The organism is Clostridium rectalis (genome assembly GCF_900626095.1).
Classification (GTDB): domain Bacteria; phylum Bacillota; class Clostridia; order Clostridiales; family Clostridiaceae; genus Clostridium_AS; species Clostridium_AS rectalis.
Genome location: NZ_UYZZ01000006.1, coordinates 1 through 22,628, shown reverse-complemented (window position 1 = coordinate 22,628; position 22,628 = coordinate 1). Strand labels below are relative to the sequence as shown.

At 30.4% G+C, this 22,628-nt stretch carries 21 protein-coding genes, 1 tRNA gene, 1 rRNA gene and 1 other annotated feature; of the genes, 2 read left to right on the top strand and 21 right to left on the bottom strand.

The features are described 5' to 3' along the window. Position 1 precedes the first annotated feature (1 nt). From thyX to EJL03_RS10290, 7 genes are all read right to left on the bottom strand, one after another. A complete protein-coding gene (thyX, locus tag EJL03_RS10320; RefSeq protein WP_125153903.1) occupies positions 2-736 on the bottom strand; it encodes an FAD-dependent thymidylate synthase in 735 nt (244 codons plus the stop codon). Then, on the bottom strand, positions 720-1,163 hold the full coding sequence (locus EJL03_RS10315) for a Mini-ribonuclease 3 (protein ID WP_125153902.1): 444 nt from the start codon (positions 1,161-1,163) through the stop codon (positions 720-722). Before EJL03_RS10315 ends, thyX begins: the two co-directional genes overlap by 17 nt. Before the next feature lie 29 nt (positions 1,164-1,192). After that, a complete protein-coding gene (cysS, locus tag EJL03_RS10310) occupies positions 1,193-2,596 on the bottom strand; it encodes a cysteine--tRNA ligase (RefSeq protein WP_125153901.1) in 1,404 nt (467 codons plus the stop codon). Positions 2,597-2,614: 18 nt separating this feature from the next. Continuing rightward, on the bottom strand, positions 2,615-3,826 hold the full coding sequence (ilvA, locus tag EJL03_RS10305) for a threonine ammonia-lyase (RefSeq protein WP_125154075.1): 1,212 nt from the start codon (positions 3,824-3,826) through the stop codon (positions 2,615-2,617). Between the two features lie 43 nt (positions 3,827-3,869). Then, on the bottom strand, positions 3,870-5,582 hold the full coding sequence (locus EJL03_RS10300) for a proline--tRNA ligase (protein ID WP_125153900.1): 1,713 nt from the start codon (positions 5,580-5,582) through the stop codon (positions 3,870-3,872). An 80-nt stretch (positions 5,583-5,662) separates the two neighbouring features. Further along, positions 5,663-5,837 (bottom strand) — a binding site (T-box leader). A gap of 65 nt (positions 5,838-5,902) precedes the next feature. Beyond that, positions 5,903-6,589 (bottom strand): 2-C-methyl-D-erythritol 4-phosphate cytidylyltransferase, encoded by a 687-nt coding sequence (gene ispD / locus EJL03_RS10295; protein ID WP_125153899.1) that lies wholly within the window; start codon positions 6,587-6,589, stop codon positions 5,903-5,905. A 26-nt stretch (positions 6,590-6,615) separates the two neighbouring features. Next, positions 6,616-7,716 carry a PIN/TRAM domain-containing protein gene (locus EJL03_RS10290; protein WP_125153898.1) on the bottom strand — a complete coding sequence of 367 codons (1,101 nt, stop codon included), beginning with the start codon at positions 7,714-7,716 and terminating at the stop codon, positions 6,616-6,618. A 298-nt stretch (positions 7,717-8,014) separates the two neighbouring features. Between EJL03_RS10290 and EJL03_RS10285 the strand changes: the two genes are divergently transcribed. Continuing rightward, the gene (locus EJL03_RS10285; protein WP_125153897.1) at positions 8,015-8,413 is read left to right on the top strand and encodes a nucleoside triphosphate pyrophosphohydrolase family protein; all 399 of its coding nucleotides are present in this window, start codon (positions 8,015-8,017) and stop codon (positions 8,411-8,413) included. Positions 8,414-8,454: 41 nt separating this feature from the next. On the opposite strand, the gene disA is transcribed toward EJL03_RS10285, so the two are convergent. The 11 genes from disA to EJL03_RS10230 all read right to left on the bottom strand — a co-directional run bounded on the left by disA (position 8,455) and on the right by EJL03_RS10230 (position 19,234). Continuing rightward, positions 8,455-9,528 (bottom strand): DNA integrity scanning diadenylate cyclase DisA, encoded by a 1,074-nt coding sequence (gene disA, locus EJL03_RS10280; RefSeq protein WP_125153896.1) that lies wholly within the window; start codon positions 9,526-9,528, stop codon positions 8,455-8,457. Positions 9,529-9,544: 16 nt separating this feature from the next. Beyond that, the gene (gene radA, locus EJL03_RS10275; protein ID WP_125153895.1) at positions 9,545-10,909 is read right to left on the bottom strand and encodes a DNA repair protein RadA; all 1,365 of its coding nucleotides are present in this window, start codon (positions 10,907-10,909) and stop codon (positions 9,545-9,547) included. 124 nt (positions 10,910-11,033) lie between these two features. Continuing rightward, a complete protein-coding gene (gene nagB, locus EJL03_RS10270; protein ID WP_125153894.1) occupies positions 11,034-11,768 on the bottom strand; it encodes a glucosamine-6-phosphate deaminase in 735 nt (244 codons plus the stop codon). After that, complete coding sequence (locus EJL03_RS10265) at positions 11,765-12,490, bottom strand: GntR family transcriptional regulator (RefSeq protein WP_125153893.1); 726 nt, start codon at positions 12,488-12,490, stop codon at positions 11,765-11,767. The genes nagB and EJL03_RS10265 overlap by 4 nt, the downstream gene beginning before the upstream one ends. A gap of 101 nt (positions 12,491-12,591) precedes the next feature. Next, entirely contained in the window at positions 12,592-15,024 is a 2,433-nt protein-coding gene (locus EJL03_RS10260) for an ATP-dependent Clp protease ATP-binding subunit (RefSeq protein WP_125153892.1), read from the bottom strand. A 29-nt stretch (positions 15,025-15,053) separates the two neighbouring features. Continuing rightward, positions 15,054-16,085 (bottom strand): protein arginine kinase, encoded by a 1,032-nt coding sequence (locus tag EJL03_RS10255; protein ID WP_243108705.1) that lies wholly within the window; start codon positions 16,083-16,085, stop codon positions 15,054-15,056. Then, on the bottom strand, positions 16,078-16,614 hold the full coding sequence (locus tag EJL03_RS10250) for a UvrB/UvrC motif-containing protein (RefSeq protein ID WP_125153890.1): 537 nt from the start codon (positions 16,612-16,614) through the stop codon (positions 16,078-16,080). Before EJL03_RS10250 ends, EJL03_RS10255 begins: the two co-directional genes overlap by 8 nt. 62 nt (positions 16,615-16,676) lie before the next feature. Continuing rightward, complete coding sequence (locus EJL03_RS10245) at positions 16,677-17,135, bottom strand: CtsR family transcriptional regulator (protein ID WP_125153889.1); 459 nt, start codon at positions 17,133-17,135, stop codon at positions 16,677-16,679. A 215-nt stretch (positions 17,136-17,350) separates the two neighbouring features. Continuing rightward, entirely contained in the window at positions 17,351-17,986 is a 636-nt protein-coding gene (locus EJL03_RS10240) for a histidine phosphatase family protein (RefSeq protein ID WP_125153888.1), read from the bottom strand. Beyond that, complete coding sequence (locus tag EJL03_RS10235; RefSeq protein WP_125153887.1) at positions 17,983-18,942, bottom strand: ROK family protein; 960 nt, start codon at positions 18,940-18,942, stop codon at positions 17,983-17,985. Before EJL03_RS10235 ends, EJL03_RS10240 begins: the two co-directional genes overlap by 4 nt. Before the next feature lie 49 nt (positions 18,943-18,991). Beyond that, positions 18,992-19,234: a hypothetical protein gene (locus EJL03_RS10230; RefSeq protein WP_125153886.1), complete on the bottom strand. Its 243-nt coding sequence runs from the start codon at positions 19,232-19,234 to the stop codon at positions 18,992-18,994. Between the two features lie 194 nt (positions 19,235-19,428). On the opposite strand from EJL03_RS10230, the gene rbr reads away from it, so the two are divergent. Next, on the top strand, positions 19,429-20,013 hold the full coding sequence (gene rbr, locus EJL03_RS10225; protein ID WP_125153885.1) for a rubrerythrin: 585 nt from the start codon (positions 19,429-19,431) through the stop codon (positions 20,011-20,013). A 37-nt stretch (positions 20,014-20,050) separates the two neighbouring features. Here the strand turns inward: rbr and fusA are convergent, their stop codons facing one another. From fusA to rrf, 3 genes are all read right to left on the bottom strand, one after another. Continuing rightward, positions 20,051-22,129: an elongation factor G gene (fusA, locus tag EJL03_RS10220; protein ID WP_125153884.1), complete on the bottom strand. Its 2,079-nt coding sequence runs from the start codon at positions 22,127-22,129 to the stop codon at positions 20,051-20,053. Positions 22,130-22,390: 261 nt separating this feature from the next. Continuing rightward, positions 22,391-22,465 (bottom strand) — tRNA-Asn (locus tag EJL03_RS10215). A gap of 8 nt (positions 22,466-22,473) precedes the next feature. Next, positions 22,474-22,590 (bottom strand): 5S ribosomal RNA (gene rrf, locus EJL03_RS10210). Positions 22,591-22,628 lie beyond the last annotated feature (38 nt).

The following is a 22,628-nucleotide window of genomic DNA, read 5'->3' as shown; positions in this document are numbered from 1 at the left end:
TTTATCTATATTTTTCTTTCATTTCATTTATTTTACCACAACTCATTCTTCCCTCTGGACAATCTCCATTTACACAGGATGGACCAGTATATTTAAATAAAATTGGAGCAACTTTTCTTACTTCTTTTAGCATTTCATCTGCTAACTGTCTTATTTCCCACTGTGCTCTACTACAACATCTATGCCTAAAAAAGTTCATCAAACTTCTTGCATTCATAGTATAAACTATTTTTGTTTCGCAAGCATTAGGGAATACATATCTAGCATCTTCTATAGCTTTCTTTTCTGCTGAATTTTTAGTCATACCCTCATTTAAATATTTTTTATTAAGCATATTTACTAAAATATTATAACTTTCTTGACTATCATTCATAGCTTTAATAAATAACTTTTTAGCTTTTTCATCTTCATAAATGGCAGGAGGCATAACATACTGAAATTGATCTAACTTAACATATCTTTGACTTTGCTGAGAGTAAGAAGCTATTCTATGTCTAACTAATTGGTGGGTTAAACTTCTAGATACTCCTTCTGCAGCAAATGTAAAACTTACATGCTCTATAGGCGATTCATGCCCATAAGACATAAGAGTGTTTAAAAATTTATTTACTCTTTCTTCATCTAAACCCTCTTGAATTTCATCTATTCCTACAGGGCTATAACATAATTTTGCAGCAGATGCTATAACTTTTTCTGGGTTTGGTGTGTATTCTAATAATTTAACTTTTAAACTCATCTTTTACCTCCTGTTTATCATATATTTCTACTATTTTTTTAAATATATAGTTTAATCTCTCTGTCTCTTCTGTCAAGTATAAAAATCCAATTACCGCTTCAAAACCGGTAGCCATTCTATACTCCTGAACATTAGCATTTTTGGGAACAGTACCTGATTTTGCATTTCTGCCTCTTTTATATATAGATACTTCTTTTTCATTTAGGTACTGTTGTATATTCTTCATAAATTCACTTTGGGCATGTGCCTTTACAAACTCTACTGCATTCTTGTGAAGTTTATGCACACACCTTTCTCTATTGTTAGACACTAAAAATGTTCTAACAAAAACTTCATATACAGCATCTCCTACAAAGGCTAATACCAGTGGATTCAATGCATTTGCATCTTGCATATTGAATTTCCCTTTTAGTAAATCAATTTCCATTAATATTCTCCAATCCAATATTTAAAACTTTATTGTTCAATCTGCTTCCATCTAACACCCTGTGATGTATCCTCAAGAACTATTCCTCTAGACTTTAAATCATCTCTAATTTTATCCGCTAAAGCCCAATTTTTATTCCTTCTTGCCTGTTGTCTTTCTTCTACTAGCTTTTCTATTTCCCCATCTAATTCTTGTTTAATAGACTTTTGTAGTATGCCTAAAGGCTTCCCTAATTCTCTAATTAAGTCTAACGAAAATTTAATTAGTTCTTTTGATGATTTTCCATCTATATTACTATTTATATCTCTTACCATATCATATATAACAGCTATAGCATCCGCTGTATTGAAATCATCATCCATTTTTTCTATATATTTATCTTTATATCCCTCTAGATGTTTTAAATATTGTTTTTCCTTTTCCATAATTTTATCTTTTTTTACTTCTTCCATAAGATTTTCTAAATTTCCTATGGCATTGTACAATCTCTCCAAACCAGATTTTGCAGATTCAAGTAGTTCTTTACTGAAATTTAATTGAGTTCTATAGTGTCCAGATAACATAAATAATCTTACTACATCGGGCTCAAATTCTTCTAGTACTTCCCTTGCCGTAAAGAAGTTATTAAGAGATTTTGACATCTTCTGGTTATTTATATTTAAGAAAGCAGAGTGCATCCAATATTTTGAAAAAGCTTTCCCTGTTCTACATTCACTTTGAGCAATCTCATTTTCATGATGTGGAAAAATCAAATCATATCCGCCTGCATGTATGTCAATTGTTTCCCCTAAAAGTTTATGTGCCATGCAAGAACATTCTATATGCCATCCTGGTCTTCCCATACCCCACGGACTTTCCCATGCTGGTTCACCTGGTTTCTGCTTTTTCCATATGGCAAAATCCATAGGATCCTTTTTTCTTTCATCTATGTTTATTCTTGCCCCCGCCTGCAAATCTTCTAAATTTTGTCCTGAAAGCTTACCATAATTATTAAATTTCTTTGTCTCAAAATACACATCTCCATCTACCTCATATGCATATCCTTTATCTATAAGGTCTTTTACAAAATTTACTATTTCCTCTATAAATTCAGTAGCCCTCGGATTTGTAGAAGCTCTTTCTATATTTAATGCGTCAGCATCTTTGTAATATTCCTCAATAAATCTATCTCCAAGCTGCTTTACTGTAATTTTCTCTTCATTTGCCTTTTTTATCATCTTATCATCTATATCTGTAAAATTTTGTATAAAAGTAACTTTATATCCTCTATATTCTAAATATCTTCTAACAGTATCAAATACTATAAACGTTCTTCCATTCCCAATATGGAAAAAATTATACACAGTTGGACCACACACATACATACTAACTTCATTTTCTTTTAATGGGATAAATTCTTCCTTTTTTCTAGTTAAAGTATTAAAAACTTTCATGTATTAGCCTCCTTCTTATCAACCTACTATTTCTAAATTATATCCTTTTTTTCTTAAAGTATCTATAACTTGATTTGCATGTTGCCTTGTTTGAACTTCTATCTCAAATAAAACATTCGCATAATCTAATCCTTTTTCATTCCAATTAGTATCCTGTCTTACCTTTACAACATTGGCTCCCATAGACACTACATTTGTAACTATTTGACCTAATTGTCCTACTTTGTCTTGTAATTCAACAACAAACCTTATTCTTCTTCTTAAGATTATAAGCTGTCTATCTATAATTTTGGACACAGATGCTATATCTATATTTCCTCCACTTACTACGGCTACTATATTTTTATCTTTCAAATTTATTTTTCCACTTAAAATAGCTGCAATAGTTGAAGCTCCAGCTCCCTCAGCTATAAGTTTCCCTCTCTCCATTAAACAAAATATCCCATAAGCTATTTCATCTTCTGAAACTGTCACTATCTGATCTACATACTTTCTCATGTATTGAAATGTTAATGACCCAGGAGTACTTACAGATATTCCATCTGCTAAAGATTTAACCCCAGGTAAAGTCACTACTTTATCTTTTTCTAGTGATGCCTTAGATGAAGCTATTATAGATGGTTGAACTCCTATAATTTTTATATCAGGTTTAGATAATTTAGCCGCCAAAGCAATACCGGATATAAGTCCTCCACCGCCTATTGGAACTACTATAGCATCCACATTAGGTAAATCCTCTAATATTTCAAGAGCTATTGTTCCTTGCCCTGCAATAACATCTTCATCATTAAATGGATGTATAAATGTAGCTCCAGTTTCATTTTGAACCTCTAAAGCTTTAGAATAACACTCATCGTAAACTTCCCCATATTGTATCACCTCAGCTCCATATCCTTTTGTAGCATGAACTTTGGCTTGGGGTGCCGTAACTGGCATTACTATAGTTGACTTTATCCCCATTTTAGTAGCAGCTAAAGCTACCCCTTGTGCATGATTACCTGCTGAAGATGCTATAACACCTTTTTTTCTCTCTTCCTCTGATAAATTTACTATTTTATTATATGCCCCTCTTAATTTAAAAGCTCCAGTCTTTTGTTTATTTTCACACTTTAAGTATATATTATTGTCGCTTTCCCTTGAAAATGTTCCTGAATAAAATAAAGGAGTCCTTCTAATAACATCCTTTATATTTTCTTGTGCCTTTTCAATAATTTTTAAGCTTAAATTCATCTCCATATTTTCAATCCCCTTGATATAAAATTATTTTACCCTACTATAGTTTTAAATTATTTTCTATAAATTCCTTCTTTATTCTATTATAAATTTCATTTATATCTATATTTTCTATATCTGATGAATTTCTTAATTTAAATTCTACTTTTCCCTCGTTTACTTTCTTCCCCACTGTAATTCTCATAGGTATTCCTATTAAATCCGCATCTTTAAATTTTACCCCTGTTCTTTCATTTCTATCATCTAACAAAACTTCTACACCCATGTTATCTAATTTACTATAAATATCCTTTGCAATTTCTACCTGTTGTTCATTTTTCATTACAGCAGGTACGATTATTACTTGATAAGGTGCTATTGCTAGTGGCCATATAATGCCATTCTCATCATGATTTTGTTCAATTACAGTAGCCATTGTTCTATTGATACCTATTCCATAACATCCCATTATAAGTGGCTTAGATTCACCATTTTCATCTAAAAATACGCCATTCATGGCTTTTGAGTATTTAGTACCTAGTTTAAATATGTGCCCTACCTCTATTCCTCTTGCTATTGTTAACTGTTTTTTACACTTAGGACATGTATCCCCCTCAACAACTTTTCTAAAATCACCAATTCGGCCTTCAAAATCTCTTCCATAGTTAACATTTTTATAATGATAACCTGTTTCATTAGCTCCTATAATAAAATTATACATATTAGCTACTTCTTCATCAACAAATAATAAATCCGTTTTTATTCCTATTGGTCCTGCAAATCCAACTTCCGCAGAAGTCACACTTTTAACTAAAAATGCACTAGCCATCTCAAAACTTACTACTCCACCCAAACTATTTATTACTTTTACTTCATTTACTTCTCTATCCCCTCTTACCACAACTGCTATAGTTTTATCATCAGCTTTATATATAAGAGTTTTAGCAAATTTTTCTGGGGCTATATTGAAAAAGTTTATTAATTCCTCAATAGTTCTTACATCTGGTGTTGACACCTTTTCTAATTCTAACTTTTCTTCTTCCGCTTGTTTTTCAACTGCAGCAGGAGCTTTTTCAACATTTGCCGCATAATCACAAGATGTACAAAATACTATCTCATCCTCACCTATCTCTGATTTAACCATAAACTCTGCTGATCCTGACCCCCCCATAGCCCCTGAGTCAGCCTCTACACATTTACACTCTAATCCGCACCTTTTAAATATATTATGATAAGCTTCGTACATTTTATTATATGTAGTATCTAATCCTTCCTGATTTTTATCAAAACTATAAGCATCCTTCATTATAAATTCTCTTGATCTCATAACCCCAAATCTTGCTCTTCTTTCATCCCTATATTTAGTTTGTATTTGATATAGATTCAAAGGTAATTGCTTGTAAGATTTTATTTCATTTCTAGCTATATCAGTAAATACCTCTTCATGTGTTGGTCCTAAACAAAATTCTCTTTCATTTCGATCCTTTAATTTAAACATCTCTGGTCCAAATACGTCCCATCTTCCAGACTCTTTCCATAACTCTGCTGGTATAACAGCCGATGCTAAAAACTCTTGAGCTCCAGCTTTATTCATTTCATCCCTTACTATATCTTCAATTTTCTTTATAACTCTTAACCCTAAAGGCATAAAATTGTAAATACCCGATGCCATTTTTCTCATCATACCTGATCTTAACATTAATTGATGACTCACTATTTCCGCCTCTGCTGGTGTTTCTCTTAATGTACTTATTAACATATTAGATAATTTCATAGATGTTTTCCTCCTTACAAATCTTAATTATATTAAATTACATTTTTCTTAAAATAATATAAATAAAACTCGCCCTAATAATTTAGGGCGAGTTTTCTCGCGGTACCACCTAATTTTGTGCTTATTTCAAATAACGGTCTACGCCGGTAGGTTTTTCCTACAGCTCCAAAGTGGGTTCAAAGCAGTTGAAAATCTTTCACCATAGAATTTTCTCTCTGTAAAATTGCTTTTACTATTCTTTATCATAGCTATCTATAAAATTTTAACTATATATATACTATATTAAGATTTAAAATACTGTCAAGATTATAAAGTATTTTTTATCTATTATCTATAAGTTTTGTAGCTAAAAATAAATCCTCTGGAGTTGTTATTTTAATATTTTCATATTCACCATTATATATATATACTCTATGCCCAAAATATTCTACCACCGTCGTATCATCTGTAGACTCTATATGTTTTCTTATAATATTACTGTGGCAGCTATAAATTAATTCATATTTAAAACATTGTGGAGTTTGTATATTAATTAGTCTATTCCTATCTAAAGTTTCTATAGAAAATCCGTCATTACTCTTAACTTTTATAGTATCCTTAGGCTTAACTCCACAAGCACAAGCTCCATATATTTTTGCATAGTTTATTCCATCTGATATTATTTTTTTACTAACAAAGGGTCTTGCACCATCATGAATTAAAATTATATCACAATTTTCAACAGCCTTTAATCCATTAAATACAGACTCCTGTCTATTTTTTCCCCCTTCTACTATAGTAATCACTTTCTTTATTCCATATTTGTCTACTATATTTTCCTTGCAATATTCTATTTCATTTTTTGCCGCTACTAATATTATTGCCTCTATATCTTTATGGTTATCAAAAGCTTTTAAAGTATAGTATAAAATAGGCTTATCTTTAATATTTATAAATTGCTTATTAATATCTGCTTTCATTCTGCTACCCTTGCCTGCAGCAACAATGATAGCATAATTTTTATTCATATATATCTCCTCTTAATATTACAGGTTTACTCATTAGCATTTTTTTGCCTTGCAAATATCATTCTACCTGCTGCAGTCTGTAATACAGACGTTACAATTACATCAACTATTTCGCCTATATGTCTCCTACCACCTTCAACTACAATCATTGTTCCATCATCTAAATATGCAATCCCTTGTCCCGATTCTTTTCCATCCTTGATTATTTGAATATTCATTTCCTCTCCTGGTAAAACTACAGGCTTAACAGCATTGGCCAATTCATTAATATTAAGTACAGGTACTCCTTGAAATTCAGCTACCTTATTTAAATTGTAATCATTAGTTATAACCTTACCACTTAATACTTGGGCAAGTTTTAAAAGTTTACTATCAACTTCCGCTATATCTGGAAAATCTTTTTCATATATCTGTACATCTATATTTAATTCTTTTTGAATTTTATTTAATATATCTAATCCTCTTCTGCCCCTATTTCTTTTCAATCCATCTGATGAATCAGCTATATGTCTAAGCTCTTCTAATACAAAATTTGGTATTATCAAACTTCCCTCTATAAACCCTGTTTGGCATATATCAAATATTCTTCCATCTATAATAACAGAAGTATCTAAAACCTTTGGTTCCGCTTTATGTCCTTTATGTTTTTTTTCCTTTGTTGATGAACCTCCAGTTCTCTTTAAATTTGCAAATAAGGTCATTATATCTTCTCTTTTTCTTAAAGCTATATTAGCTCCTAATGCCGCCATAACTACGGCTATAACTACAGCTAGTACTACACCTACTACGGGTAACCGAGCTAATAAATTTACAAATAATGCTGAAATAGCCAGACCTAAAATAGCACCTACTGTACCAATTAAAACCTCATTAGCCGGTAACCTTTGAATATTTTTTTCAACATAGTCCATAACCTTTATAATGACAAAAATAATCCAAGGAGATACTAAATATAATATAAGTCCAGATAATAAAACACATAAAATTAAAAATAACGCTCCTTTTATAGGATTCCCATGAAGATACTGTAATTGACTGATGTTTGAAGTAAGAATTTCCTCACCTATTAAATACCCAAATGTAAAACCTGCAATAGTAAATAATCCTCTTAATATCTTCTTTAACATCCTTATTTCACCTCCTAATATAATTATTGACACTTTTTCTATTTTCAATTCTGTTAATACTTAATATATATTACTAGCGCATAATTTTCAATAAGTGATAAAATTATTTAATCATTTATTCACTAAAATTTAATTTACTATCTATAATCCCCCTATGATTTTTTCTAAATATACCATATTATATAGCTGTAGTTTAGATTAACGATATAGTTTAGTTACATAATTCAGTTGACAAAATTGTCTGAAAAAACCTATAATTAGGTTTAGAAGTAACATTTAAAATAAGGAGTTGAAGCAAATGAAAGATATAATATTTGACAACTTTCAAAACTCAGTGGATGAATCTTTGTTAAGACATAAAAGTATTTTAGATATAGTTACAAAACTTCAAGAATCTCAAGCGAGAATAAACAGGGCAATCGCTAAATCTGTTACTAACTGTGGCTGCATTAAAATAGATGCAAGAAAACAGCAAATCTCACAAGATAGTGATGATATAAATGAACTAACTAAAAATCTTAAAACCCATTTGAAAGGAGATCTTTGTGAAAATTGCAGAGAGGTAATTGAACGTGAAATAGGTAATCATTTATTCTATTTATCTTCCCTATGTAGTACTTTAGATTTAAATCTATATGATGCTCTTTTAAAAGAATACGATAGAATTAATATGTTAGGGAAATATACACTTAGATGATTATTTAAAATAGAATAAGTAACAGGGTTACTTATTCTATTTTATTTATATATTTGATGTTTATCTATCATAATTTGTTCTCTAAGCCTTCTTAAACCATTCTTAATAGCCTTTGCTCTAGCCTCCCCTATTCCCTCTACCTTATCCAACTGCTCATATGAAGCTTCCATAACAGCCTTTAATTCTTGAAAGTTTTTAACTAAATTTTCAATAACGTTAGTAGGAATTCTAGGTATTTTATTTAACATCCTATAACCTCTAGGAGAAATAAGTGTATCAACCAATGGTACTCCTGCATATCCTAAATTTTTAGATATACTATCTAAGTTCAATAATTCTTCTGAAGACATGTTTTGTATTTGCTTATAAACTTCCTCATAATCCATATAAGTTTCACAATAATCTCTTATTAAAAGTATCCCATCTTGCTCTACGGATTTTATAAGTTCATTTAATTGCATTGATATAAGCCTACCTTCATTTCCTAACTCACATATATACATCTCAATTTCAGATACAATTCTCATAACCATTTCAGTTCTCTGTATAGCTGTCATTACATCAAACAAAGTTACTAAATCCTGGAATTCAAGCACATTTAGATTATTCACAACTCTGTCCAAAACTACAACATATTTTTCCAATGTCTGCAGTGCCTGATTTGCTCTTCCTAAAATAATACTACTATCTCTTAAAACGTATTTTATATTACCTTTATAAATAGTTATAATATTTCTTCTTTGAGAGATAGCTATCACTACTATATTAGTTTGTTTAGCCATTCTATCCGCTGTTCTATGCCTTGTTCCAGTTTCAAATGTTGGTATAGAAGAATCCGGCATAAGTTGGGCATTAGCCCGTATTATTCTTTTAAGATCGCTACTTATAACAATAGCACCATCCATCTTTGCTAATTCATATACATATGATGGACTATATTCTGAATTAATAGTAAAGCCACCATCAACTAAATTTATTACCTGTTCATTATCCCCTAAAACTATAAGTCCACCTGTTTTCGCTCTCAAAATATTTTCAAGTCCATCCCTTAAAGATGTACCTGGTGCCATTATTTTTAGAATATTAATTAATTCTTTATCTTTTTCTAATCTCACTTTTACTCACCCTATACTAAAATACTTTATTCACCACTTCTTTTAAAGTTGAAACTCCTATAATTTTTGAATCCTTATAATTAATTTTATCTAAGTTCCTATTTGGTATAACAAAATTTTTAAATCCCATTTTACTTCCTTCATTTACAATTCTATCACAAAATGTTACAGGTCTCACTTCTCCAGTTAATCCTATTTCCCCAACTACAATCATTTTTTCCAATTTAATCTCACAACTCTTTATGCTAGATATTAACGCCAGTGCTATTCCTAAATCTCCAAATGTCCCTTCTATATTTAATCCTCCTACCACATTTACATATACATCACAATTATAAAAAGGTATTCTCAATTTTTTTTCTAAAACCGCCAATATAAGATTTAATCTAGCTGTATCAATTCCCACTGCTGTCCTTCTAGGCATAACTGCTTTTGTTTCACTTACAAGAGCCTGAACTTCTACTAATATAGGTCTTGTTCCCTCCATTAGACCAATTATAGCAGACCCTTCCTTTTGAAAATCTGCATCTTCTAAAAATACAGCCGAAGGATTAGCAACTTCTTCTAACCCATTCTCCATCATTTCAAAAACTCCTATTTCACTAGTAGTTCCAAAACGATTTTTTATAGTTCTAAGCACCCTAAATTCTTCTGTTCTTTCTCCCTCAAAAGATAATACTGTGTCTACCATATGTTCTAAAACTTTTGGTCCCGCTAATACACCTTGCTTAGTAACATGGGCCACTATAAAAAATGGTATATTGTTTGTTTTTCCTATACGCATAATGTCGTTTGAACTTTCCCTTACTTGAGACACACTACCTGGTGCTGAAGAAATTTCAGAATTATATAATGTCTGTATTGAATCAATTATCACAAATATAGGCTTAGTGTTTTGTATATGACTTTCTATATTTTGCATATTTATTTCGGAAAGAATATAAAGATCTTTAGATAATGTTCCAAGTCTATCTCCTCGTATCTTTATTTGCTCTTCAGACTCTTCTCCTGATACATATAAAACCTTACCATATCTTTTAGATAAGTTATTTGCAGCCTGTAAAAGTAAAGTGGACTTACCTATACCAGGATCACCCGATATTAATGTTAATGAGCCCTTTACAATTCCCCCACCTAATACTCTATTTAATTCTGAAATACCTGTATCCAATCTATCATATGCAATAGACTTTATGTCAACTATACTTTGTGGTTTATTAACATTATTAGTATTTACAAAAGAAGTACTTAAAGCTTTAGATGAAACCTTCTGTTCTTCCACTAAGGTATTCCATTCACCACAATTAGTACATTTCCCTGCCCATTTAGGAAATTCATATCCACATTCTTGACATATAAAACATGTTTTTATCTTAGCCATTACATCAACTCCTACTATTCCTATCCAAATTATTATTATACAATATTATTGCAATGTTTTGTTAAGAATAAACAAGGAAGTTTTAAAAATTTAAAACTTCCTATAATATAACATATTTATTTTATTATTCACCATCTAAATCTGAGGCTGCATCCTTATCTAATATTACTAAACAATTTGGATGAACCCTTAATATTGATGCTGGTAAATCAGTAGATATTTTATTATCTAGCATCTTTTTAATTATACCTGCCTTATTCTTTCCATTAGCTAAAAGTATTATTTTTTTTGCTTTCATTATGCTGCCTATACCCATAGTTATCGCCTTTACTGGTACCTCCTCTATGGTACTAAAGAATCTACAATTAGATTTAATAGTTTCTTCTGATAAATCAGTTAAATGTGTATTTATTTGTAAAAAATTATGTGGTTCATTAAAACCTATATGTCCATTTGTACCTATACCAAGTATCTGTAAATCTACTCCATTTATATCTTCTAAAGCTTCATCGTATCTTTTACACTCACCTATAACATCTCTAGCTACTCCATTAGGTACATAAGTATTCCTTTTATCTATATTTATATGATTAAATAATGTATCATTCATAAAATATCTATAACTTTGCTTATGTTCTTCCCCTAAGCCCACATATTCATCTAAATTAAATGTTGTAACTTTTGAAAAATCTACTTTGTTTTCATTATTAAACTCTATAAGTTTTTTATAAGTACCAACTGGTGTTCCTCCTGTTGCTAACCCTAATACACAATTAGGTTTTTCATTAATTAGTTTTTTTATTTCCAGCGCAGCCTCTAAACTCATATTTTCATAATCTTCCTTTACCAAAATTCTCATTTTATCTTTCCCTCTCTTCTAAAAATATTAACCTCTAACAAATATTTATCTCCTCTATAAACCGATTCTTCTGTAAAAAGCACCTTACCATCTTCTGTAAAATTTTCACTATATATTTTAAGTAATGGTATGTCCTCTTTAATATCTAGCATCCTTTTATATTCACCATCTATAAGTATGGCTTGTATATAAGACTCTGAATGGTCTATTATGTACCCATATTCATTTAATAGTTTGTATAATGATCCTTTAAGCAAATCTTCATCTATATATCCACAATAATCACAAGGAATATTCACAGTTTCCACTGCAATATTATCATCCTTTATTTTTCTTAATCTTCTTATATGATACACATACTCAAAAGGCAAAATGTCAGATAAATATTCTGGTGTTTTCATCTTATAAAACTCTAACACCTTAGTTTTAACTTCAAATCCATTCCTCTTAGCTATTTCAGAAAAACTCATAATATCTCTTTGCTTTACTCTAGGTTCACATACAAAAGTTCCTTTGCCTTTTTCTCTTACTAAAATTCCCTCTTGCACTAATTCACCTAATGCTTGTCTTACTGTCATTCTACTTACCTGATAATGATCTGATAATTCTCTCTCGCTATCTATACATTGCCCAACTTTCCATACCTCATTATTTATCTTCTTTTTTATTTTTTCTTTTAATTGATAATATACTGGTATTGGGCTATCTTTATCTATTCCCATCTTTATCACCCATTAATATTATAATATATACACTTATAGATGTCTATACCAGTAATGTAAAAAAATAGTGATATATTTAATATATCACTATTTTTTATTCCTTATTCCTTATGAAATAGTAGTTCTTTTCCCTGGGCACTAACCTGAACTTTATCTCCCTTACTTATATTCCCTTTCAAAATCTCCTCTGATAATCTATCTTCCACTATTTTGGTTATAGCTCTTCTCAATGGTCTTGCCCCATAAACCGGATCAAACCCTTTCTCTGCTAATATCTCCTCAGCCTTTTTATCGAAACTTATATTTATATTTTGTTCTTCTAATCTTTTATTTACAGAACTCAACATCAAACCTACAATCTTTTGTAAGTCTTTTTCATCTAAACTATGGAATACAATTATATCATCAATTCTGTTTAAAAATTCTGGTCTAAATGAATGCCTCAATTCTTCCATTACATTTTCTTTCATTCTCTCATACTCATCTTCACTTTCATTTGTTATCATATTAAATCCCATTGAATTTTGCTTTTTGATTGTAGATGCTCCTACGTTGGAAGTCATGATTACAATAGTATTTTTAAAATTAACAGTCTTTCCTTTCCCATCTGTTAATCGCCCATCTTCTAATATTTGAAGCAGTATATTAAATACATCGGGATGGGCCTTTTCTATTTCATCAAATAAAACTACAGAATAAGGTTTCATTCTTACCTTCTCTGTTAATTGACCTCCTTCATCATAACCCACATATCCAGGGGGAGACCCTATTAATCTAGATACAGTATGTTTTTCCATATATTCAGACATATCTACCCTAATCATACTATTTTCATCACCAAACATAGCCTCCGCTAATGCTTTAGTTAATTCAGTTTTCCCTACGCCTGTTGGTCCTAAGAATATAAATGACCCTATAGGTCTATTAGGATCTTTAAGTCCAACTCTAGCTCTTCTAACTGCCCTTGATACAGACTTCACAGCCTCACTTTGACCTATTACTCTACTATGCAAAATTTCCTCTAGTTTTAATAATTTTTCAGCTTCTTTTTCTGTTAATCTTTCAACAGGTATATTAGTCCATTTGGAAACCACTGCAGCTACTTGTTCCTCTCCTACGGTTAGAGTTGATACCTGTTTTTGAGTCTTCCAATCTGATTTTATGTTTTCAAGTTTATCTTTTAATGATTTCTCCTTATCTCTTAACTGAGCAGCTTTTTCAAAATCTTGAACTCTTATAGCATCCTCTTTTTCATTGGTTATTTTTGTTAATTTAACTTCTAAATCTTTTACATCTGAAGGAGCTATCATATTCTCTATTCTAATTTTTGATGCAGCCTCATCAATTAAATCAATGGCCTTATCTGGTAAATATCTTTCTGTAATATATCTATCTGATAAATTAACTGCCGCATCTATAGCATCATCTGTTATCTTTACTCTATGATGTGCTTCGTATTTATCTCTTAACCCTTTTAATATTAATATTGCTTCCTCTTTTGTAGGTTCTCCAACTGTTATTGGTTGAAACCTTCTCTCTAAAGCAGCATCTTTTTCGATATATTTTCTATATTCATCTATAGTTGTCGCTCCTATACATTGTATTTCTCCTCTAGCTAAAGCTGGTTTTAAAATATTTGATGCATCTATAGCACCTTCCGCTGCTCCTGCACCTATTATAGTGTGTATTTCATCTATAAATAATATTATATTACCTGCATTCCTTATCTCTTCCATTACTTTTTTTAATCTGTCTTCAAACTCTCCTCTATATTTTGCACCAGCAATCATAGATGATAAATCTAAAGTTACTACTCTTTTATCCTTCAAAATTTCTGGTATATTCCCCTCCATAATTTTTTGTGCTAATCCTTCAGCTATAGCTGTTTTTCCTACTCCAGGATCACCTATAAGACAAGGATTATTCTTTGTACGTCTACACAATATCTCTAATACCCTTTGAGTTTCCTTATCCCTTCCTATAACAGGATCCAACTTTCCCTCTCTAGCCATATCAGTTAAATCTCTTCCAAACTGGTTTAGAGATGGAGTATTTCGGTTTGTACTTTTATTATAACCTTTATTTACTATAGTTTGTTCACCAGATAAACTCTGCAAAATTTCATTTCTTAGTTTTTCAAAATCCACCTCTAGATTGCTCAGTATAGTGAAAGCCACTCCCTCCGACTCCTTTATAAGTGCAAGTAATATATGCTCTGGACTTATAAAGTTATGATTTAAATTCCTAGCCTCAAGTAAACTTAATTCTAACAAGCGTTTAGTTCTTGGTGTCAAAGGAATCTCATTACTGTATATTTCTATTTCTCCCTTTCCCTCATATTGCTCTATTAAATTCCTAACGTCCTCTATATCAATACCCACATTACTCAACAAATTTTTGGCCTCACCATCTTCTTCTAATATACCTAAAAGTATATGTTCTGTTCCAACATATCCATGCTTTAAAGATTGTGCTTCTTGTTGTGCATACATTAAAACCTTCTGTGATCTTTCGGTAAATCTACCAAACATCATATTGTTCACCATCCTTTAAACAGTTTATGCTATTGAATAAAATTCAGTTTTTCTCTAACTAATTGAGCCCTTTTTATGCTTATTTCTCTATCAGATAATTCTCCACCATAATTTTTCTGTATCATAGCAGGTTGCACATCTACTATAAGTCCATTTATATCCTGTTTGTTTACATCCTCAATTAACCCCATTTCTATACCAAGTCTTACGTCTGATAAAAGATTTAAACATTCTATGCCTCCTAAAAGTATAGCACTTTTTAAGATACCCAATGCTCTATATATTTTATCCTCTAGTTCATATTTATAATTACCTATCAATCTTTGTCTCTCTAATTTTTCCTGAGATATTATTTTGTTAACTACCCCTTTTAAGTTAGTTATAATTTCATTTTCATTTAATCCTAAAGTAACTTGATTAGATATTTGATAAATGTTTCCCACAGTTTTAGACCCTTCTCCAAATAATCCTCTTATAGTCATACCTATTTGAGTTATAACATTTAATACACTATTGATTTTATTAGTCATAGTCACTGCCGGTAAATGAATCATTATCGAGGCTCTAAGTCCTGTTCCTATATTAGTAGGACATGCAGTTAAATACCCCAATTTTTCATTAAAAGCAAATTCCTCCTGATTTTCTAAAATATCATCAATTTTTGTGGCCCAATTATAGGCTTCATCTAACTGAATACCAGCAGTTATACATTGTACTCTTAAATGATCCTCTTCATTTATCATTATACTTATAGTTTCATCATCATTTAATATAAATGCTGCCTTATCATTGTTAATTAAAAGTTTATTACTTATTAAATGCCTATCAATACATACTTTACTCTCTAAAGAGTCTAATTCCCACAATCTATACGTTTTGAAATTCTGTCCTTTTATAGGATATTTTACAAAAACATTTTCTAATCTATCAATTACCTTTTTTCCATCCTCTTTACTAAGTTTATGAGGAAAAGCTATATCTTTTAGGTTTCGTGCTAATCTTATTCTGCTACTTAATACTATATCTTCATTGGAACCTGTATTATTAACCCAATTATTCAAGCTTATCCCCCCTGTTCTCATTATTAGTAATACTTTTTATCATATCCCTTATTTCAGCAGCTCTTTCATATTCCTCAACTGCTATAGCCTTTTGTAATTCTTCTTTTAACTTATTAACTTTCTTTTTATATAAAATATCCTTACCAAATTTTTTTGGAATTTTCCCAGAATGCTCTATACTCCCCTGTACTCTTCTAACCACCGGCATAATCATATTATTAAATTTTTCATAACATTCACTACACCCTACTAATCCTGTTTCTCTAAAATCCTTATAGGTTGTTTTACAGTTTTCACATATAGAAATAGAATCTATATTATCTTGAGTCGGTTGATTTATATAATCCATAATGCCACCTAATATGTTTTGAAAAGTAAATGGAGAATTTACATTCATATCTGCAGATATGTTAAATCCACTCATTTGTTTAGCACATTCCTCACATACATTAGCTTGTTTTGTCGTTCCATTTATTATCCTAGTTATATGAACATTAGCTTTATTTTTTTTACACATTTCACATAACATATCAATTCCTCCATTTTAGAAATTAGTAATATTTTCCCTTTATTTAACATAATTATATCATATTACAATAAAGATACATATATCATATTTTTTAATATTTCTGCCCTTATCTTATTTCTATTTTCCAATGCAAGATATAAAGTTCTATCATTTATAGCTACTTTTATTAGTTTTGCCTGATTATCCTCTATCATATTTGACTCCATCAAGCTATTAACAATTCTTACCCCTTTGTCAAAAGTTATACTATCTCCTATTTCCTCATTTAAGATTTGAAATAATGATTCATTATGATTAAGTTGTATATGTTTTATTATTATACAACCTCCACCACCTCGTTTACTTTCCACATAATAACCTTTATCAGTAGTAAATCTAGTAGTAAGAACATAATTTATCTGCGATGGTGCACAACTAAAATAGTTTGCTAACTCATTTCTTTGTATTTGCAATTCTTTTTCCTCATTATTTTGTAGCATTTCTTTTATAAATTCTTCAATAATATCTGATAATCTTGCCATACTAACACCCTCTTGACTTTGCCTTTCTTTGACTTTTATCTTATTATTATATTAATATCAATTACATTATTATTCAACAATGATTTTTTTTCATGTATAATAACTCTCCTTAATTACCTAAATATATCTTTTAATTGTTTAATAACTCTAAGGATTATTGCATCAATTAAAAAAAGTAGCCTTAACTTATTTTGTTAAAACTACTTTTATAATAATTAGACTGCTGTAATCTCCTTAACATCTTCTAAGTGAGATGCATCTGCATTAAGAACTACTTTTATATTTTTACTTTCTACCTCTATTTTAGTTAAACTAGTTGGATGAATGTAAGGTGGTTCCCAGAAATTTTCCATAGGTATACTTTTAAGGCAACTCATTATAGATTTTAAAGCTATAGTGTGCGTAACCACCAATATACTTTTGCCCAGATTATTCTTTAAAATTTCATCTATAAAATCACCTACCCTATCTCTCACCTGGTAAAAAGTTTCACCTCCATAGGGCTTATATTTATGGGGTTCATTCCAGAAATAATACAGTTCTTTATCGTATAGTTCTTTTATTTCTTCTTGGTTCATTCCTTCCCATATTCCCATATTTAATTCTTTTATTCTATTATCCACAAATATAGGTATATCTCTTCCTGCTTTAATTATCTCTGCTGTTTTAAATGCTCTTCCTATAGGGCTGGAATAAATTATATCTATATTAATATGGTTTAATCTCTTTCTTAAAGCTTTCGCTTGCTCAAGTCCTGTTTCAGTTAAAGGTGAATCCTTCCACCCTTGCATTCTCTTTTCAGTATTCCATAATGTTTGCCCATGTCTAGTTATATATATAATAGTTTTCATATTTCTATCCCCTTTTCTATTAATGCTAATGCTATTGCCCCTTTTACTCCTGCATCAGTTTCTAACCCTGCTTTATCAATTCTGCAAGATTTAGATAAAGTCTTAAAACACCTTTTATTAACTACCTCTCTTACTTTATCAAAAACAATATCTCCAGCTTTTGAAACTCCTCCCCCAATCAAAATTAGTTCTGGGTCAAAACATGATACTATATTAGCTATACATATACCTAAATAGTTTAAACTTTCATTCACTATTTTTAAAGATTCATAATCCCCTTTTTTCGCCTCCTTAAATACTTCATATGAGGTTATTTTATCATATTTCACCAATGTAGTTTTTTTACCTTGTTCTACAATTTTTTTAGCATTTTTAGATATTGCTGTCCCAGATGCTAAAGCTTCAGCACATCCATAGTTTCCACAGTTACATTTTGGCCCATTAGGATTAATAGTCATATGTCCAACTTCTAGTGCATTAGAAGTATTTCCTCTATATACATTTCCATTAATTATTGCTCCTCCACCTATTCCTGTACTTACTGTTACATAAACCATATTGTTTGTATTTTTCCCAGCACCAAATACATATTCTCCTAATGCAGCCACATTGGCGTCATTATCTAAATATGTAGGTATATTATATTTATTACTTATAGGTTGTACTATATTAAAATTTTTGAAAGGTAGATTAGGTGTAGTAATTATTACACCTTTTTTATAATCTAATGGTCCTGGCGAACCAATACCTATAGATACTATATCATAAATATCTACTTTTGCATCAAATATAATATTATCTATACAACCTATTATTCTATTTACCACACCCTCTTCTCCTTTATAAGCCTTTGTAGATATTATTGATTGACTAATTATATCTCCTTTAAAGTCCGAAAGGGCACAATTTATTTTAGTTCCCCCTAAATCAATTCCTATAACGTATTTCCCCCCCATAAATAATCCCTCACAATACAAAATTTATTATTTACATTATACCATAGCTTCAAAAATCCTTTGGTTTCTTATTAGCTAATATCTTATATTTATACATTTGTTGTTCTCTATCTATAATATTAAATCCTTTATCTATTAACATACTACATATAATATCAAAATTCTCTTTATTATCATCAATTAGATTAATAAGCAGACTATCCTCCTCTGATACAACATCCATATAATCATTTATATTACTATAATCTGACAAATCAATATTACCATTTATATCTAATTTATAATATGACATATAAACTCCCCCTTACGTATTTAAATCTATGCCTAATAATCAAACTTTATTATTAGTTAACTATATTTTTTCTATATATATATATAATATTCATATACAGCATAAAATCTAAAACTATATGATTTTTATATACTTTAAACTTATAATTAATAATGCTATAATCTATACAAGTATAAAAAGGGAGGTATAAATATATGAAGTCACTAAAAGATACAAAAACTAGAGAGAATTTAATGAAAGCCTTTGCTGGTGAATCACAGGCTAGAAACAGATACACCTACTATGCATCTAAAGCTAAAAAAGAAGGATTTGTTCAAATTTCAAACATATTTCTTGAAACAGCAGAAAATGAAAAGGAACATGCTAAAGTATTTTTTAAATATTTAACAGAGGATTTGAATGGACAAGCTTTACAAATAAATGCTGACTATCCTGTAGGATTAAGTGATACAAAGACAAATTTAGAATATGCAGCTAATGGTGAAAATGAGGAGTGGAATAAGCTCTACCCAGAGTTTGCTAAAGTAGCAGATGATGAAGGGTTTCATAATATAGCAAATACATTTAGAAAAATAGCTGAAGTAGAACAAAAGCATGAAAATAGATATAGAAAACTATTAGACAACTTAAATAAAAAACTAGTATTTAAAAAGGATACAAAAGTATTGTGGAAGTGTGGAAACTGTGGATATATTTATGAAGGAGATGCTGCTCCAGAAATTTGTCCTGCCTGCTCTCACCCCCAAAGTTATTTTGAAGTATTTTGTGAAAATTATTAATTAAAGTTAAAAACCCCTGAATCAACAGGGGTTTATTTTATAAGGTCTCTTCTTTTTTCTCATCTATAATTTTAGATGCCTCTGTAAATGGCACTTCCTCGTATCTTTCAAATTTCATAGTAAAACTACCTTTAGCTTGAGTTAATGATCTTAAATCTGTAGCATACTTAAACATTTCAGATTGTGGTACTTCAGCGATTACTTTCTGAAGATTGGATGACTGTTCCATACCAAGAACTCTACCTCTCTTTTTATTTATGTCTCCTATTATATCTCCCATATATTCATCTGGTACAATTATTTCAACATGCATTATTGGCTCTAATAAAATAGGCTCTGCCTCTCTCATACCCTTTTTATATGCTATAGAAGCTGCCATTTTAAAGGCCATTTCTGATGAATCCACCGGATGATATGATCCATCATGCAATGTTGCCTTTAATCTTATAACAGGATATCCTGCTAAAACTCCTTTATTTATACATTCTTTTAATCCCTTTTCAACTGCAGGAATGTATTGTCTTGGTACCACTCCTCCTACTATTTTATCAACAAATTCTAACTCGTCACCATCTACTCTAGGTTCAAATTTTATTTTAACATCTCCATACTGACCATGTCCACCAGATTGTTTCTTATGTTTTCCCTGAACATCTGAGACTTTTCTTATAGTCTCTCTATATGGAACTTTAGGTAATTGTAATTCTACTTCTACCCCAAATTTATTTTTTAATTTACTTGCTATTATCTCTAAATGTGTTTCCCCCATACCAGAAATAATAGTTTCAGCGTTTTCTACATCTCTAGATATTTTAAAAGTTGGATCTTCATCTAGTAACTTTGAAAGTCCTGATGATATCTTGTCTTCATCGTTTTTAGATTTAGGAATCACTGCCATTGCCATTGAAGGCTCTGGGAATTTTATTTCTTTATAAATAATTTTAAATTTAGGATTGCATAATGTATCTCCTGTACAAGTATGTTGTAATTTAGTTACGGCACCAATATCTCCAGCTATTATCTCTTGTGTAGTAACTTGTTGTTTACCCTTCATGAAGTATATGGCACCAAATTTCTCTTGCTTATCTTTATTAGGATTATAGGCAATTATATCTTGTTTTGCTTTTCCAGTAATAACTCTAAACATAGACAACTTACCTATAAAGGGATCCGCTATAGTTTTAAATACAAAGGCCGAAAATTCTCCATTTTCATCAATTTTTACATCTATTTCTTTACCAGAACTTATCTCTTTAGCTTTTAAAGCTAATATATCTTCGGGACATGGGAAACATTGAATTATGTCATCTAATAGAGTCTTTATTCCTTTCCCAGTTAAAGCCGATCCGCACATTACGGGGGCTATTTCTCCTGTGGCACATCCTTCTACTAATCCCTTAAATAACTCTTCCTCACTTAAGGTACCTTCACTAAAATACTTATCTAACAACTCCTCATCAGTCTCTGCTACGGCTTCCATTATCATATTTTTATACTCTTCTACTTTATCCCTTAAATTTTCTGGAATTTCTACTTCCTCTATATCATCTGTTTTTGAATTATAAATCATAGCTTTGTTTAAAACAAGATCTATAACTCCCTGGAAACCTTCTTCTTCTCCTATAGGATATTGGATAGGAACCACTGATATTCCAAACTTATCTTTCAAACTAACTAAAGTTTTTTCATAATTACTATTTTCTCTATCTAATTTATTTATATAGAAAGCTCTTGGGAAATCATTTTCATTAACATATTTCCAAGATTTTTCAGTACCCACTTGAACACCTGAAGTAGCTGAAAGTACTATAAGAGCTACATCCATGGCTCTTAAACCCTGAATCATCTCTCCTACAAAATCAAAATATCCTGGCATGTCAACTAAATTTATCTTTACATCTTTCCATTCACATTGTGCTGTAGCTGTAGATATAGATATCTTCTTTTTCTTCTCTTCTAAATCATAGTCTAATATACTATTTTCTTCATCCACTTTCCCAAATCTATCTATTGCCTTCGTACGATAAAGTATTGCTTCTGCCAATGTTGTCTTTCCGGAACCACTGTGTCCTATAATTCCCAAATTTCTTAAGTTTTTAGTTTTATATTCTTTCATAAGCAATTCCCCCTAACATACTTTTGTCCCTACCATAATATATTCTATTCCCTGTTTAAAAAATCCTTTTAAATAAAAACAATTTTCAAAATTATTAGAATTTAATATTTGTAAATATTAAACCTCTTTATACATTTAAATATATACACATTATCCACAATTAATTACTCACTTTATGTGAAAAAAAAAGTAATTTAACTTAAAATTAAGTTAAATTACTTTTATATAATAATAAATAAAAAAGTGTCAAAAAATAAAAAATGGCTCCGTGGAAAGGATTTGAACCTTCAGCCCTTCGGTTAACAGCCGAATGCTCCACCATTGAGCTACCACGGAACATTTTGACCTGGCGACGACCTACTCTCCCACAAGGCCTCCCTTGCAGTACCATCGGCGCTTTGAAGCTTAACCTTCGTGTTCGGTATGGGAACGGGTGTTACCTTCAAGCCATAATCACCAGATACTGATTTACAGAAATCTTCGATTTCACTTTAAATCA

Bases quoted from the DNA above. Each gene is read 5' to 3' on its own strand.
- EJL03_RS10290 (WP_125153898.1), bottom strand. From the start codon at position 7,716: ATGTTAAAGAAGATATTAAGAGGATTATTTACTATTGCAGGTTTTACA.
- EJL03_RS10300 (WP_125153900.1), bottom strand. From the start codon at position 5,582: ATGAAATTATCTAATATGTTAATAAGTACATTAAGAGAAACACCAGCA.
- radA (WP_125153895.1), bottom strand. From the start codon at position 10,909: ATGGCTAAGATAAAAACATGTTTTATATGTCAAGAATGTGGATATGAA.
- fusA (WP_125153884.1), bottom strand. From the start codon at position 22,129: ATGAAAGAATATAAAACTAAAAACTTAAGAAATTTGGGAATTATAGGA.
- nagB (WP_125153894.1), bottom strand. From the start codon at position 11,768: ATGAGAATTTTGGTAAAGGAAGATTATGAAAATATGAGTTTAGAGGCT.
- ilvA (WP_125154075.1), bottom strand. From the start codon at position 3,826: ATGAATTTAAGCTTAAAAATTATTGAAAAGGCACAAGAAAATATAAAG.
- EJL03_RS10265 (WP_125153893.1), bottom strand. From the start codon at position 12,490: ATGGGAATAGATAAAGATAGCCCAATACCAGTATATTATCAATTAAAA.
- EJL03_RS10235 (WP_125153887.1), bottom strand. From the start codon at position 18,942: ATGGGGGGGAAATACGTTATAGGAATTGATTTAGGGGGAACTAAAATA.
- EJL03_RS10250 (WP_125153890.1), bottom strand. From the start codon at position 16,614: ATGTTATGTGAAATGTGTAAAAAAAATAAAGCTAATGTTCATATAACT.
- cysS (WP_125153901.1), bottom strand. From the start codon at position 2,596: ATGAAAGTTTTTAATACTTTAACTAGAAAAAAGGAAGAATTTATCCCA.
- EJL03_RS10260 (WP_125153892.1), bottom strand. From the start codon at position 15,024: ATGATGTTTGGTAGATTTACCGAAAGATCACAGAAGGTTTTAATGTAT.
- EJL03_RS10240 (WP_125153888.1), bottom strand. From the start codon at position 17,986: ATGAAAACTATTATATATATAACTAGACATGGGCAAACATTATGGAAT.
- EJL03_RS10245 (WP_125153889.1), bottom strand. From the start codon at position 17,135: ATGGCAAGATTATCAGATATTATTGAAGAATTTATAAAAGAAATGCTA.
- thyX (WP_125153903.1), bottom strand. From the start codon at position 736: ATGAGTTTAAAAGTTAAATTATTAGAATACACACCAAACCCAGAAAAA.
- EJL03_RS10230 (WP_125153886.1), bottom strand. From the start codon at position 19,234: ATGTCATATTATAAATTAGATATAAATGGTAATATTGATTTGTCAGAT.
- ispD (WP_125153899.1), bottom strand. From the start codon at position 6,589: ATGAATAAAAATTATGCTATCATTGTTGCTGCAGGCAAGGGTAGCAGA.
- rbr (WP_125153885.1), top strand. From the start codon at position 19,429: ATGAAGTCACTAAAAGATACAAAAACTAGAGAGAATTTAATGAAAGCC.
- EJL03_RS10315 (WP_125153902.1), bottom strand. From the start codon at position 1,163: ATGGAAATTGATTTACTAAAAGGGAAATTCAATATGCAAGATGCAAAT.
- EJL03_RS10285 (WP_125153897.1), top strand. From the start codon at position 8,015: ATGAAAGATATAATATTTGACAACTTTCAAAACTCAGTGGATGAATCT.